14 protein-coding genes are annotated in these 13,458 nt (G+C 73.7%); 8 read left to right on the top strand and 6 right to left on the bottom strand.

Translation table 11 applies throughout. The features are described from left to right. The first annotated feature begins 98 nt into the window (after positions 1-98). Positions 99-1,202 carry a hypothetical protein gene (locus AB0E88_RS09145; protein WP_361626313.1) on the top strand — a complete coding sequence of 368 codons (1,104 nt, stop codon included), beginning with the start codon at positions 99-101 and terminating at the stop codon, positions 1,200-1,202. A 34-nt stretch (positions 1,203-1,236) separates the two neighbouring features. Then, on the top strand, positions 1,237-1,899 hold the full coding sequence (locus AB0E88_RS09140) for a transcriptional regulator (protein WP_361626310.1): 663 nt from the start codon (positions 1,237-1,239) through the stop codon (positions 1,897-1,899). 25 nt (positions 1,900-1,924) lie between these two features. Here the strand turns inward: AB0E88_RS09140 and AB0E88_RS09135 are convergent, their stop codons facing one another. The 5 genes from AB0E88_RS09135 to AB0E88_RS09115 form a co-directional block, all read right to left on the bottom strand. Further along, positions 1,925-2,158, bottom strand: a complete 234-nt coding sequence (locus AB0E88_RS09135; protein WP_361626307.1) for a DUF6213 family protein — start codon at positions 2,156-2,158, stop codon at positions 1,925-1,927. A 16-nt stretch (positions 2,159-2,174) separates the two neighbouring features. Further along, positions 2,175-3,569: an NADP-dependent succinic semialdehyde dehydrogenase gene (locus AB0E88_RS09130; RefSeq protein ID WP_361626304.1), complete on the bottom strand. Its 1,395-nt coding sequence runs from the start codon at positions 3,567-3,569 to the stop codon at positions 2,175-2,177. 75 nt (positions 3,570-3,644) lie between these two features. Beyond that, entirely contained in the window at positions 3,645-4,109 is a 465-nt protein-coding gene (locus tag AB0E88_RS09125; protein ID WP_361626301.1) for an NUDIX domain-containing protein, read from the bottom strand. Further along, positions 4,106-5,644: an ATP-dependent DNA ligase gene (locus tag AB0E88_RS09120; protein ID WP_361626298.1), complete on the bottom strand. Its 1,539-nt coding sequence runs from the start codon at positions 5,642-5,644 to the stop codon at positions 4,106-4,108. The genes AB0E88_RS09125 and AB0E88_RS09120 overlap by 4 nt, the downstream gene beginning before the upstream one ends. A gap of 240 nt (positions 5,645-5,884) precedes the next feature. Beyond that, a complete protein-coding gene (locus AB0E88_RS09115; protein WP_361626295.1) occupies positions 5,885-6,847 on the bottom strand; it encodes an NAD(P)/FAD-dependent oxidoreductase in 963 nt (320 codons plus the stop codon). A gap of 85 nt (positions 6,848-6,932) precedes the next feature. On the opposite strand from AB0E88_RS09115, the gene AB0E88_RS09110 reads away from it, so the two are divergent. From AB0E88_RS09110 to AB0E88_RS09085, 6 genes are all read left to right on the top strand, one after another. Then, positions 6,933-7,505 carry an XRE family transcriptional regulator gene (locus AB0E88_RS09110; RefSeq protein WP_361626292.1) on the top strand — a complete coding sequence of 191 codons (573 nt, stop codon included), beginning with the start codon at positions 6,933-6,935 and terminating at the stop codon, positions 7,503-7,505. 84 nt (positions 7,506-7,589) lie between these two features. Continuing rightward, positions 7,590-8,555 (top strand): NADPH:quinone oxidoreductase family protein, encoded by a 966-nt coding sequence (locus AB0E88_RS09105; protein WP_361626289.1) that lies wholly within the window; start codon positions 7,590-7,592, stop codon positions 8,553-8,555. After that, positions 8,552-9,748, top strand: a complete 1,197-nt coding sequence (locus AB0E88_RS09100; protein ID WP_361626286.1) for an acyl-CoA dehydrogenase family protein — start codon at positions 8,552-8,554, stop codon at positions 9,746-9,748. The genes AB0E88_RS09105 and AB0E88_RS09100 overlap by 4 nt, the downstream gene beginning before the upstream one ends. Next, entirely contained in the window at positions 9,745-10,827 is a 1,083-nt protein-coding gene (locus AB0E88_RS09095) for an acyl-CoA dehydrogenase family protein (RefSeq protein WP_361626283.1), read from the top strand. The genes AB0E88_RS09100 and AB0E88_RS09095 overlap by 4 nt, the downstream gene beginning before the upstream one ends. Before the next feature lie 177 nt (positions 10,828-11,004). Continuing rightward, a complete protein-coding gene (locus tag AB0E88_RS09090; protein WP_361626280.1) occupies positions 11,005-11,868 on the top strand; it encodes a phosphatidylinositol-specific phospholipase C/glycerophosphodiester phosphodiesterase family protein in 864 nt (287 codons plus the stop codon). 139 nt (positions 11,869-12,007) lie between these two features. Continuing rightward, positions 12,008-12,202, top strand: a complete 195-nt coding sequence (locus tag AB0E88_RS09085) for a hypothetical protein (protein WP_361626277.1) — start codon at positions 12,008-12,010, stop codon at positions 12,200-12,202. Positions 12,203-12,215: 13 nt separating this feature from the next. On the opposite strand, the gene AB0E88_RS09080 is transcribed toward AB0E88_RS09085, so the two are convergent. Beyond that, positions 12,216-13,454, bottom strand: a complete 1,239-nt coding sequence (locus AB0E88_RS09080) for a phosphodiester glycosidase family protein (RefSeq protein ID WP_361626274.1) — start codon at positions 13,452-13,454, stop codon at positions 12,216-12,218. Positions 13,455-13,458: the final 4 nt, after the last annotated feature.

Below are 13,458 nucleotides of genomic sequence, written 5' to 3'. Positions count from 1 at the left end.
GTCCGGGCCCATCGCTGGAACGGGTGCAGTTGCCGGTTCATGACGATCAGTCAGTGATCTCCGCCGGTAGGGTCGGGCCTCCCGAAAGGAGGTCAGGCGTGCCCGCTCGTGTCCGCGCCATCCTGGCCACGGTCATCCTCGCCGCCGCCGCGCTCCTCGGCGCCGGTTCCCCGGCGCTCGCCGGTGCAGCCGCCCCCCGCCCCTTCGTGATCGAGGGCCTCGACCTGCACGACGCCACCGTCAAACGCTTCGGCAACCGGTACTACATGTACGGCTCGATGTACGCCTGCGGCTTCGAGTGGTACGTGAACAACACGCCCTGGTGCGGGTTCGGCGTCTCCACGGCGAGCCGCCCGCAGGGCCCGTGGAGCGCGCCCAAGCCGCTGTTCGCCCCCGACTCCGAGGACCCGTACGCCAAGCGCAGCTGGCAGGCCACGTGCGGCGGGACCGGGCAGGGCTGCTTCAACCCGCGCATGATCCAGCGCACCGGCTGGGGCCTGAACGACGGCGCCTTCCTGCTGTGGTTCAACGCGCCGCGCCACCACACCCAGTACAAGGTCAACGCGTACAACGTCATGACCTGCGCCGGCCCGGCCGGTCCCTGCGGCCCGGCCGCCGCGAACGGCACCTACACCAAGCCGGTGCTCGACGTCTGCGCCGGCAACGGGGATTTCGGCATCATCGAACGGGCCGGGACCCGCCCGGCGATCGTGTGCACGATGCCGGGGGAGACCGCCCTCAACATCGAGGAACTCAACACCCGGGGCGACGGCGGCACCGGCGTCGGCGTCCAGGGCGTCGCCGGCCTCACCCACATCGAAGGCCCCGGCGGCTTCTGGAACGCCGCCCACCGCACGTACGTGCTCACCTACTCCGACCAGGGCTGCGGCTACTGCGCCGGCACCCCCACCAGCTACGCCACCGCGCCGTCCCTGTACTCCGGATGGACCGCGCCCGGCAACGTCGGCTGGGGCGCCCCCGTCTACGGCCGCCGTGTCATCAACGGCACGTCCTGCGGCGGCCAGCCCCGTACCGTCACGGTCCTCGACGGGCAGCCCTGGCAGATCGTCGACCTGTGGCGCGGCACCCGCAACGAGGCCCAGGCCGGAACGCTGCTGGCCCCGCTGTCCTACCACCCCACCCCGGGCACACCCGGTGACGGCAAGCGCTGGATCCCGCCCGTCAGCTACTCGTGCAGCTGAGCGGCTCCCTCGCGAGCCCTCGGGAAAGGACGCCATGACCAGCACCGCCCGGGACCTGCTGGAGACCACCACGCGCGCGCTCGCCCCCGACCGGGCGTCCAACGCGCTGGTGCCGCTGATCGCCCGCGGCGAGGCCGGCCGCGACACCCTGGCCGCGCTCGCCCTGGAGCAGGCCCTGGTGGTCCCCGCCGACCGCCGCGCCTTCGGTCATCTGGCCGGACGCGCGGCGGACGATCCCGAGTCCGCGGCCTTCTTCGGGCTGCTCGCCGACGGCGAGGCCCTGGCCGGGCAGCGGCTCCCGGCGTTCGCCGAGGCGTGCGGCGTGGACCCGGCACGATCGGCCGCGTACCGGCCCAGGCCCGGCTGCCAGGCCTACCCCGCCTACGTGGCCTGGCTCGCGCTCAACGCCGAGCCGGCCGACGCGGTGCTGGCGCTGAGCGCCAACTTCTCGGCGTGGGGCGGCTACTGCGCGGCCATCGCCGAGGGGCTGCGGCGGCATTACGGCTTCGGGGACGAGGCGTGCGGCTTCTTCGACTTCTTCGCCGCGCCGGCTCCGGATCTGGACCGGCGGGCCGAGGCCGCCGTGCGGGCCGGGCTGGCCGCGGGGCGCCTGGACCCCGACCGGGCACAGCGCCACGGCCGGCTGCTCCAGGCGTACGAGGCGATGTTCTGGACGGCGCTCGGACAGCCGGCCTGACCGGCCCGGCCGACGGGAGGAATCCTTACGGCGCGCCGCTGCTGTGTGCGATGCACGCCACGTCGATGCGATCGGCGAGCTTCGCCAGCTCGATCGTCAGCGCCGCCACCGTGTCCTCGTCCAGCCCGCTCTCCCCGGCCTCCACGAGCCGCACCCACCGCGTGCCGACCGTGCGGAGCAGTTTGCTCACGTCGGCGGCGGTCACCTGGAGGTTCCCGCGGTCGTCGACGATCAGAGGCAGAGTCACTTCGCGGTTCACATCCGGGATCGTAGCCTCACGCACCCTGCCACACGGTGGTGATGTTGCAGAACTCGCGGATTCCGTGCCCGGACAGCTCACGCCCGTACCCCGATCGTTTGATCCCGCCGAACGGGAACGCCGGGTGCGAGGCCGTCATGCCGTTGACGAACACGCTGCCCGCCTCCAGGTCCCGGACGAACCGGTCGACGTCGGACTCGTCGCGCGTCCACACGTTCGAACTCAGCCCGAACGGTGAGTCGTTGGCGATCAGGACCGCCTCGTCCAGGTCGCTCGCCCGGTACAGCGTGGCGACCGGCCCGAACGCCTCCTCGCGGTGGATGCGCATCTCCCGGGTCACCCCGGCGAGCACGGTCGGCGGGTAGTACCAGCCGGGCAGCTCGGGCCGGCGCAGCCGATGACCGCCGCACAGCGCGCTCGCCCCGCTGCGGGTGGCGTCGTCGACCAGTTCCTCCAGGTCGGACCGGCCCTGTTCGCTGGCCAGCGGCCCCACGTCGGTGTCCTCGTCCATCGGGTCGCCCACCTTCAGCGTCTGCATGGCGGCGACGAACTTCTCCGCGAACGCGTCGTAGACGTCCGTGTGCACGATGAACCGCTTGGCGGCGATGCAGGACTGGCCGTTGTTCTGCACCCGCGCGGTGACGGCGACCTCGGCCGCCCGGTCCAGATCGGCGGACGGCATCACGACGTAGGGGTCGCTGCCGCCCAGCTCCAGCACCGTCTTCTTGATCATCTCGCCGGCGGTGGAGGCGACCGCCCGGCCCGCCGGCTCGCTGCCGGTCAGCGTCGCCGCCCTGACCCGTTCGTCCCGCAGGACGTCGTCGACCTGCGCGGAACCGATCAGCAGCGTCTGGAAGCAGCCTTCCGGGAAGCCGGCCCGGTGGAAAAGGTCCTCCAGGTACAGGGCCGTCTGGGGGACGTTCGAGGCGTGCTTGAGCAGTCCGACGTTGCCCGCCATCAGCGCGGGCGCCGCGAAGCGCACCACCTGCCACAGCGGGAAGTTCCACGGCATCACCGCCAGCACCGGACCCAGCGGCCGGTAGCGCACCCGCACGCGCGTCGCCCCGGAGTCCTTCACGTCCGTCTCCCCGGGCTCCTCGTCGGCGAGGAGGGACTCCGCGTGCTCGGCGTACCAGCGCATCGCCTTCGCGCACTTGGCGACCTCCGCGCGGGCCTGCTTGACCGGCTTGCCCATCTCCGTGGTCAGCATGCGACCGGCGTCCTGCTGGTCGGCGTCCAGGAGGTCGGCGGCCTTGGTCAGCAGGCGGGCACGGTCGGCGAAAGAGGTGGTGCGATAGGTGCGGAAGGTGGCCTCGGCGAGCTGGAGCCGGCGCTCGATCTCCTCCTCGTCCATGGCCTCGTACGTCTTGAGCGTCTCACCGTTCGCAGGATTCACCGTTGCGATGGGCATGACCGACCTCCCTGGGAGCTGGTGTGCTTCGACCTTCGCGCGCGGCCGGGGCGACCGCAACGCGTACGCATCTGCTCAGGTCGAGTGCTCCGCCAAGCGGTCGAGAAACGCCGTCTGCGCGCGGACGATCACCTCGCGCGCCCGCTCCAGCCCGAACCACTCCACCCGGTCCAGCTCCGGGAACTCCTGCGTCCGCCCGGAGCGCGGCGGCCACTCCATGACGAACGTCCCGGGCGTGACGGCGTCCGGATCGAGGTCTGCCTCGACCGCCCACGCCGTGACGACCTTCCCGCCGCTCTGCCGCACCTCGCCGAGCGGAACGGCCTCCCCGTCGGGCGGGGCGATGCCCAGCTCCTCCAGGAACTCGCGGCGCGCGGCGTCCCAGGCGGGCTCGTCGGGGTCGTACTCGCCCTTGACGACGGTCCACGCGCCGGCGTCCTTCTTCGCGAAGAACGGGCCACCCATGTGCCCGAGCAGCACCTGGAGTCCGCCGGGCGAGCGGCGGAAGAGCAGCAGGCCCGCGCTGTGCCTCGCCGTCACGGGTGCACCTGCGGGTGGGCGGCGAGCAGGGTGTCGACGGTGTCGGCGTCCTCGGGGCGTTTGTCCTCGCGGTAGCGCAGCACGCGGGCGAAGCGGAGCGTGACGCCGGCCGGGTAGCGGGTGGAGCGCTGCAGGCCGTCGTAGGCGATCTCGACGACGAGTTCGGGGCGTACGGTCACACCCCAGCCCTTGTGCTCCACGGCCAGCTCCGTCAGCCGCTCGGTCTGCCAGGCGAGCATCGCGTCGGTCATGCCCTTGAACGTCTTGCCGAGCATCGCGAAGCCGCCGTCGGCGGTGCGGGCGCCGAGGTGCAGGTTGGACAGCTTGCCGGTGCGGCGGCCATGACCCCACTCGGCGGCCAGTACGACCAGGTCCAGGGTGTGCACGGGCTTGACCTTCAGCCAGGAGGCGCCGCGCCGTCCCGCGCTGTAGGGGGCGTCGAGAGCCTTGACGACGACGCCCTCGTGACCGCGCTCCAGGGTCTCGGCGAGGAAGGCTTCCGCTTCCGCGACGTCCTCGTCCCCCCGTGCCAGGGTCCGCCGCACCCGCATCGGCTCGGGCACCAGCCGCGCCAGCTCCGCGTGCCGTTCGGCGAACGGAAGGTCCAGCAGATCGCGGCCGTCCACCGCGAGCACGTCGAAGAAGACGGGGGAGACGGGCACCGCACCGGCGGCCGTCGCCACGTCCACGCGGGAACCGACGCGCCCGGCGATCTCCTGGAAGGAGCGCGGCCGGCCGTCCGCGTCGAAGGCGATGACCTCCCCGTCGAGCACGAACCGCTCGCCGCGCAGCTCCCGCGCCGCCCGTGTCAGCTCAGGCAGCCGGTCGGTGATGTCGTCGAGGGTGCGGGTGTACAGCCGTACGTCGTCGCCGTCGCGGTGCACCTGCACCCGGATGCCGTCCAGTTTCTCCTCGACGGCGCAGGCGCCCAGCTTGCCGACCGCCTCGGCGACCGACGACGCGGTGTGCGCGAGCATCGGGTGCACCGGACGGCCGACGGTCAGCCGGAACCGCTCCAGCGCGCCCGGACCTTCGGTCAGCAGCGCCTCGGCGACCGTCTGCAGCGACCCGGCCAGCATCACCGCCCGCCGCACGTCCGCCGCCGGCGCGCCCGTCGCCTCCGCCAGTCCCTCCACGGCGAGCGCGTCGAGGGCGCCCTGACGGACCTCGCCGGTGAGCAGCCCGATCAGGAAGCGCTGCTCGTCCTCGGTGGCCGCGCCCATCAGCTCCCCGACCAGCCGGGCACGCTCGGCCTGCGATCCGGCCCCGGACACCTTGCCCAGCTCGCTGAGCCGAGCGTCGACCTCGCGCACGGTCAGGCTGGGCTCGGCGGCCGGTTCGACGGCCCGGCTCAGCACCTTCCAGCCGATCCCGAGCCGCCCCTGCGGCAACCGCCCGGCGAGGTAGGGGATGACGATCGGCACGTCCGCCGCCTCCGCGTCCCGGAACAGCCCGGCCAGCAACGCGGTCTTCCGCGACCGCGCGGCCGTGGCGGCAACCTCCTGGGACACCTGGGCGAGCCGGTGCAGCAGCATGCAGTCATGGTGCACCGGGGAGGGCCGGCTCACACCTGGGAACCTGCCGGACAGGCACCGATCGGCGCCTCCCCGACCCGGCCCCGACCCGGAAACCGGCCGTGGGCGAGACCGCGGCCCGCCACCCGCCGGTGACGGGCCGCCGCGGGCAGAACCGGGGCCGCGGGGAACGGCGCGACCGGCCACCACGCAACCCGCCCCCGAACGACAGCCCGGCGCCGCGGGAACTCCGCGCCGGTCTCACGCCACGACCGCCACCGCGTCCAGGTCCGCGAACAGGAGTTCCCCGTTGATCGCCGCGCCCGCCCGGTACCCACGGCTCGCCGCGTTGATCACCTGCTCGGCGAAGCCGGACGCGTTCCCGGCCGCCCACACGCCCGGAACCGTCGTCAGACCGCGCTCGTCGATCACCGGATAGCAGCCGAACGGTGTCTCCCGCAGCTCGGCCCCCAGCCGCCGGAGCAGATCCGTGCGCGGCACCGCGCGCGGCGCCACGAAGAGCACCGACCGTTCGTACACGGCACCGCCCACGAGCCGCACGCCCGTCAGCCGGTCGTCGCCGACCACCAGCTCCGCCACCTCGCCCGGCACCACCGTCACCCCGGCCGCCGCCAGCCGGCGCACGTCGTCGGCGGACAGCTCCTCCTCGGCCACCCGGTGCAGGAAGAGGGTCACGTCCTTGGACCACTGGGACACCATCAACGCCTGGTGAGCGCTCAGCGCACTCGTCGCCAGCACGCCGAACGGCTGGTCGCGCACCTCCCAGCCGTGGCAGTACGGGCAGTGCAGCACGTCCCGCCCCCAGCGCCCGGCGACGCCGGGAACGTCCGGCAGCTCGTCCCGCAGACCCGTCGCCACCACCAGGTGCCGGGCCCGGACCCTGCGCCCGCTCGCCAGCCGTACGGCGAACCCGCCCTCCTCACGCGTCGCGTCCACCGCCCGCTCCCGGACCAGCTCGACGCCGTACCGGGCGATCTCCTCACGGCCGACGGCCAGGAACTCGGCGGGCGGCATCCCGTCCCGGGACAGGAAGCCCTGCATGTGCGCGGCGGGCGCGTTGCGCGGCTCGCCCGCGTCGACGACGAGCGTGCGGCGCCGGGCCCGGCCCAGCACCAGCGCGGCGGACAGCCCGGCCGCGCCGCCGCCGACGACGACCACGTCGTACGCCTCGGCCATCCCGTTCCCGGTGACTGTCTCGGTCATGGTGACCACCTCCGGCCCCGACAGTGACCCGGACGATCCGGAAACGACAAACGTCTTTGCCGGTTCGGCAAGCCACAATGGAGGCATGACGACGGACGAGGTTCTCGCGGGCGTCGGCCCGAGACTGCGCAGGATCCGCAAGGAGCGGGAGGTGACGCTGGCGGCGCTCTCGGAGGCGACCGGCATCTCGGTCTCCACGCTGTCCCGGCTGGAGTCCGGCCTGCGCCGGCCCAGCCTGGAGCTGCTGCTGCCGATCGCGCAGGCGCACCAGGTCCCGCTGGACCAGCTGGTCGGCGCACCGCCGGTCGGCGACCCCCGGGTACGGGCGAAGCCGATCACCCGCGGCGGCCGGACGCTCTACCCGCTGAGCCGGCAGCCGGGCGGGCTCCAGGCCTACAAGATGGTCGAGCCGCAGCGCGCCGAGCAGCCCGAACCGCGCACGCACGAGGGCTACGAGTGGCTGTTCGTGCTCTCCGGGAAGCTGCGCCTGGTGCTGGGTGAGCACGACGTCGTGCTCACGCCGGGGGAGGCCGCCGAGTTCGACACCCGGGTGCCGCACTGGTTCGGTTCGACGGGGGAGGGGCCGGTGGAGTTCCTCAGCCTCTTCGGCCCGCAGGGCGAGCGGATGCACGTCCGGGCGCGGCCGAAGCGGGGGTGACGCACGCGACTGTTCCCTGAACGGCAAGCGACCGCTTAGTATGCGGTGAACCCGTCGGACGACGCAGTCTTGTGGAGGCCCCGCATGCAGGCATGGCAGGTGCACGAGAACGGTGAGCCGAGCGAGGTGATGCGCCTGGCTGACGTCGAGCGCCCCACGCCCGGCGAGGGCCAGGTCCTGCTCAGGGTGCGTGCCGCGAACATCAACTTCCCGGACGCCCTGCTGTGCCGGGGCCAGTACCAGATCCGGCCGCCGCTGCCGTTCACGCCGGGCGTGGAGATCTGCGGCGAGACGGACGACGGCCGCCGCGTCATCGCCAACCCGGCCCTGCCGTACGGCGGTTTCGCCGAGTACGCCGTCGCGGACGCCGCCGCCCTGCTGCCGGCGCCCGACGCGCTGGACGACGCGGAGGCGGCCGCCCTGCACATCGGCTACCAGACCGGCTGGTTCGGCCTGCACCGCCGGGCCGCCCTCCAGGCCGGTGAGACCCTGCTCGTGCACGCCGCCGCGGGCGGGGTGGGCAGCGCGGCCGTGCAGCTCGGCAAGGCCGCCGGCGCCACCGTCATCGGTGTCGTGGGCGGCGCCGAGAAGGCCGCCGTCGCCCGGGAGCTGGGCTGCGACGTGGTGATCGACCGCCGCGCCGAGGACGTCGTCGCCGCCGTCAAGGCGGCCACCGGTGGCCGCGGCGCCGACGTGATCTACGACCCGGTCGGCGGCGAGGCCTACACCCAGTCCACCAAGGTCGTCGCCTTCGAGGGCCGGATCGTCGTGGTCGGCTTCGCGAGCGGCACGATTCCCAGCCCCGGTCTCAACCACGCGCTGGTGAAGAACTACTCGATCCTCGGCCTGCACTGGGGCCTGTACAACACCAAGAACCCCAAGCTCGTCCAGCAGTGCCACGAGCAGCTCACCGAGCTGGCCGCCCGGGGCGCGATCAAGCCGCTGGTCAGTGAGCGGGTGCCGCTCGCCGAGGCCGCGGCGGGCGTGCAGAAGGTGGCGGACGGCCGCAGCACCGGCCGGATCGCCGTGGTGACGGAGGGAGCGGCATGACCGACGCCGAGGAACTGCGCCGCCGTACCCGCGACCTGCTGGACGCGCACCCGCCCGCGACGACGGACCGCCTGGACTTCCTGCGCGCCCGCTTCGACGCCGGTCTCGCCTGGGTCCACTACCCCGAGGGCCTCGGTGGCCTCGGGGCCCCGCGCTCCCTGCAGGGCGTGGTGGACGCCGAGCTGGCCGCCGCGGGCGCCCCGGACAACGACCCGCGCCGCAACGGCATCGGCCTCGGCATGGCCGCGCCGACGATCCTCAAGTACGGCACCGAGGAGCAGAAGCGGCGATTCCTGAGGCCCCTGTGGACCGGCGAGGAGGTCTGGTGCCAGCTGTTCAGCGAGCCCGGCGCCGGCTCCGACCTGGCCGCACTCGGCACCCGCGCCGTACGCGAGGACGGGGGCCCCTCCGGAGGACAGTGGGTCGTCAACGGGCAGAAGGTGTGGACGTCCGGCGCGCACAACGCCCGCTGGGCCATCCTGATCGCCCGCACCGATCCGGACGTGCCCAAGCACGCCGGCATCACCTACTTCGCCTGCGACATGACCGACCCCGGTGTCGACGTCCGGCCGCTGCGCCAGATCACCGGTGAGGCCGAGTTCAACGAGGTCTTCCTCACCGACGTCCGCATCCCCGACGCGCACCGCATCGGCGAGGTCGGCGAGGGCTGGCGGGTCGCGCAGACCACGCTCAACAACGAGCGGGTGGCCATCGGCGGCATGGCACTGCCCCGCGAGGGCGGCATGATCGGCAAGGCCGCGACGACCTGGCGTGAACGCCCCGAACTGCGCACCCACGACCTGCATCAGCGGCTGCTGAAGCTGTGGGTCGAGGCCGAGGTCTCCCGCCTCACCGCCGAACGCCTGCGCCAGCAGCTCGTCGCCGGCCAGCCCGGCCCCGAGGGCGCCGGCATGAAGCTCGCCTTCGCCCGGCTCAACCAGGAGATCAGCGGCCTGGAGGTCGAACTGCGCGGGCCGGAGGGCCTGTTGTACGACGACTGGACCCTGCGCCGCCCCGAGCTGGTCGACTTCACCGGCCGGGACGCCGGGTACCGCTATCTGCGCTCCAAGGGCAACAGCATCGAGGGCGGGACCAGCGAGGTCCTGCTCAACATCGTCGCCGAGCGCGTCCTCGGGCTGCCCTCCGAGCCGCGCACCGACAAGGACGTCGCCTGGAAGGACCTGTCCCGATGAGCACACAGCCCGACCTGCTGTACTCCGAGGAGGAAGAGGCGCTGCGGGCCGCCGTCCGGGACCTGCTCACCGACCACTGCGCCCCGGCCGACGTGCTCGCCCGTGTGGAGAGCGACACCCCGCACGACCGCGCCCTGTGGAAGTCCCTCGCCGAGTCCATGGGCCTGGCCGGGCTGCTGGTGCCCGAGGAGCAGGGCGGCCAGGGCGCCTCACACCGCGAAGCCGCCGTCGTGCTGGAAGAGCTGGGCCGCGCCGTCGCGCCGGTGCCGTACCTGACCAGCGCCGTCGTCGCCACCGAGGCGCTGCTGGCCTGCGGTGACGCGGAACTGCTCGGCGCCCTGGCCTCCGGCCGCACCATCGGTGCCCTCGCCGTCGGCCTGCACCTCGCGCCGGGCGCCGCCTTCCCCGCCGTAAGCGTGCGGGACGGGCTGCTGCACGGCGAGCTGACGGGCATCGCCGACGCTGTTGCCGCCGACGTCCTGCTCGTGCCGGGCGAGGACGGCGCGCTGTACGCCGTGGCCGCGGACGCCGCCACCGTCACCGCCCAGGTGTCGCTGGACCTGACCCGTCCGGTGGCGACGGTACGGCTGGACGGCGCCCCCGGCCGACGTGTCGGCGACGCCGGGCCCGCCGTACGACGGGCCCTGCGTGCCGCGGCCGGGCTGCTCGCCTCCGAGCAACTGGGCCTCGCCGAATGGACGCTGACCGAGACGGTGCGCCATCTCAAGGAGCGCAAGCAGTTCAACCGGCCCGTCGGCGGCTTCCAGGCGCTCAAGCACCGCCTCGCCCAGCTGTGGCTGGAAGTCGTCAACCTCCGGGCGGCCGCCCGAGGTGCCGCCGACGCCCTCGCGACCGACACGGACGTCGACGTGGCGGTCGCCGTCGCGCAGGCGTACGCGGCGCCCGTGGCCGTGCACGCCGCCGAGGAGGCGCTGCAACTGCACGGCGGCATCGGCATGACCTGGGAACACCCCGTCCACCTGTACCTCAAGCGGGCCAAGGCCGACGCGATCGCCTACGGCACGGCCGGGGCGCACCGCGAGGCGCTGGCCGCACTCGTGGACCTCCGGGCACCCTGACGCACCACCCCGAAAGAGCCCGCCCCGCCAGGGGCGGGCTCTTTCGTGTGCGCCGAGGGAAGCCGGTGAACCAGGGACGGCGGTTCGGCCAACTCCTCGGCCGGACAGGGCCTTTGACGCATGCCTGACCTCATACTCACGGAGGTTTTCCGATCCGGTCCTCCTGGGAGGCAGAGCATGGCCCTCACCACCCGCCGCGCAGCCCTCACCACTCTCGGCGCCGCCCTCGCCGGCGCCGTCGCGCTGCCCGCGAACCGGTCGCTCGCCGCCGGGCGACGCCCCGGCGCGCACCCGTTGTGGAACGCTCACGCCCACAACGACTACGAGCACCCGCGCCCCCTCCTCGACGCGCTCGACCACCGCTTCGGCAGCGTCGAGGCCGACATCTTCCTCGTCGGCGACCAGCTCCTCGTCGCCCACGACTCAGTCGACCTCGACCCGTCCCGCACCCTGGAGTCCCTCTACCTGGCCCCGCTCGCCGCCCGCGTCCGCGCCCAGGGCGGATCCGTCTACCGCGGCGACCGCAAGCCGCTCCAGCTGCTCATCGACATCAAGACCGAGGGTTCCTCCACCTACCGGGAACTCGACCGCCACCTCAGCCGCCACCGGCACCTGTTCACCACGTACGCCCACGGCCGCGTCCACCCGGGACCCGTCACCGCGGTCGTCTCCGGTGACCGGGCGGCGCGCGCCCCGATGGAGGCACAGCCCGTCCGGCACGCCTTCTACGACGGACGGCTCGCCGACCTCGGCAGCGCCGCACCCGCCTCCTTCATCCCGCTGATCAGCGACAACTGGACGCTGAACTTCACCTGGCAGGGAGCCGGCGCCTTCCCCGACGCCGAGCGCGCCAAGCTGCGCGGCATCGTGGCCCAGGCGCACGGACGCGGGCAGCGGGTGCGGTTCTGGGGCACCCCCGACACACCCGGCGCCGCCCGGGACGCGCTGTGGACGGAACTGCTCGCCGCCGGCGTCGACCACCTCAACACGGACGACCTGGCCGGCGCCGAAGCCTTCCTGGACGCCCACCGGGCGCGGTGACACCACCCGTTCGGGGGACATGTCAGCCACCCGGGCCAACCCTCGCCTACGCCACACTTGCGGCCGAACGCCGTGAAACGGACGGGCGTGCACGGGCGTGGCGTCGCGTCGTGCGGCGTCGTGGCGGAGGAGGCCGACGATGGCGATTTCCATCTCAGTGGTGCTGCTGCTCCTGGTCCTGGCGGTGATCTTCATCCGCAACGGCGGACTGAAGATCACCCATGCGCTGGTCTGCCTGCTGCTGGGCTTCTACCTCGCGAGCACGAGCATGGCTCCGACCATCCAGAGCGGGCTCACGGCCACCGCCGACATCGTCGGCAGCCTGCGGCCGTGAGCCCGCCGGTCCCTCACCGGCCGGCGAACACACCGATGCCGTTCGGGACGGGCCGCTCCGCGCCGCCGGTCGGGTGGTTGCGCACGGACACGGCCGTCTCGCCCGGGGCCCGGGCCACCAGCGTGGTGGAGCCGCCGCCGTCCAGGCTGAACCCGTCGCGGGCACCCAGCCCGCGCAGCGCCTCGGCCACCTCGGCGACGGTCAGCCCCGTGCGGTACTCGGCGGCTCCGTCCAGGGCGAACAGCAGCACCCGCCGCCCGCCGTCGGCCAGCCCCACAGCGGTGCGCACGGCAGCCGTGGAGTCGTCCAGTCCCGGCAGCGGCCGCCCGCCGGTGAGCAGCGGATAACCCCCGAGCGCGAAGTGGTACGGCACCCCGCTCCCGGCGGCGACCAGCCGGTGCGTCACGCTCACCCGCTCGCCCTCGGCCAGCTTCCGCAGCCACTGCGCACCGGCCTCCCGGCCGACCAGCACGGTCGTCCCGCGTGCGACGGGCCCGCCGCCCGGTGTACCGGACGCGGCGACCACCCGCCCCTGACGGACGGTCACCTCGTAGGTGTCGCTACTGCACGGTGCGGCCCGCTCGGTGTCCGTGCCGCAGGTCGCCCGCTTCCGTGAGGCGCTGCCCCACTCGGCGGTGAACGCGCCCACGGAACCCGCCGGCAGGGCGTACTGGTTCAGCCCGCCGAGCGACAGCGTGCCGTGCGCGGTGCGGACCGAGCCGCGCAGGCGCAACCGCCCCATCCGCGCCCGCCGGTCGGTCCCCATGCCGAGGACCTCCTCGGTGGTGGTGCCGGGCGGCAGTGCGGGCCCGAACCGCTGCCCGTCCGGTACCGCCGCCTTCAGCGCGTGCCCGGCCGCGATCTCCGGGCCCACGCTCGCCCCGGTCGCGTCCACGCCCGGGTGCTGCGTCTCGGTGATGTTGAAGAAGTCGCCGTTGACGCCCGCGACGGCACCCTCGGCGTCGGCCAGCCGCGAGACGGGCGCCCGCGCGGCCACCGCGCCCGGGTACAGCAGCCCGAGGTGCACCTTGGCGTTGCGCAGGTCCACGCTCAGCACATGGGCGTGCGCGGGCCCCTTGGCTCCCTTGATGTCGAACTCCTCGTACACCACGCCCGGCGCGACCGGCGTCCCCCGCTCGGCGGCACCGGCCGGCGCCGCGCCCGCCAGCGCCGCTCCCGTCAGTGTGCCGAGCGCCGCGAGGAGCGTCAGCGCCGATCTGCCTCGTGCTCTGTGTTTCCGACGTGCCGTCACCGAG

Origin of the sequence: Streptomyces sp. NPDC028635 (genome assembly GCF_040637635.1) — a bacterium.
GTDB lineage: Bacteria > Actinomycetota > Actinomycetes > Streptomycetales > Streptomycetaceae > Streptomyces.
The sequence above is the reverse complement of the archived record's forward strand: the minus strand, read 5'-3'. Positions and strand labels throughout refer to the sequence as shown.

What these genes read in the sequence shown, in the direction of transcription:
- AB0E88_RS09105 (WP_361626289.1), top strand. Translation starts at nt 7,590, where the DNA reads ATGCAGGCATGGCAGGTGCACGAGAACGGTGAGCCGAGCGAGGTGATG.
- AB0E88_RS09085 (WP_361626277.1), top strand. Translation starts at nt 12,008, where the DNA reads ATGGCGATTTCCATCTCAGTGGTGCTGCTGCTCCTGGTCCTGGCGGTG.
- AB0E88_RS09130 (WP_361626304.1), bottom strand. Translation starts at nt 3,569, where the DNA reads ATGCCCATCGCAACGGTGAATCCTGCGAACGGTGAGACGCTCAAGACG.
- AB0E88_RS09115 (WP_361626295.1), bottom strand. Translation starts at nt 6,847, where the DNA reads ATGACCGAGACAGTCACCGGGAACGGGATGGCCGAGGCGTACGACGTG.
- AB0E88_RS09095 (WP_361626283.1), top strand. Translation starts at nt 9,745, where the DNA reads ATGAGCACACAGCCCGACCTGCTGTACTCCGAGGAGGAAGAGGCGCTG.
- AB0E88_RS09110 (WP_361626292.1), top strand. Translation starts at nt 6,933, where the DNA reads ATGACGACGGACGAGGTTCTCGCGGGCGTCGGCCCGAGACTGCGCAGG.
- AB0E88_RS09100 (WP_361626286.1), top strand. Translation starts at nt 8,552, where the DNA reads ATGACCGACGCCGAGGAACTGCGCCGCCGTACCCGCGACCTGCTGGAC.
- AB0E88_RS09120 (WP_361626298.1), bottom strand. Translation starts at nt 5,644, where the DNA reads ATGCTGCTGCACCGGCTCGCCCAGGTGTCCCAGGAGGTTGCCGCCACG.
- AB0E88_RS09090 (WP_361626280.1), top strand. Translation starts at nt 11,005, where the DNA reads ATGGCCCTCACCACCCGCCGCGCAGCCCTCACCACTCTCGGCGCCGCC.
- AB0E88_RS09140 (WP_361626310.1), top strand. Translation starts at nt 1,237, where the DNA reads ATGACCAGCACCGCCCGGGACCTGCTGGAGACCACCACGCGCGCGCTC.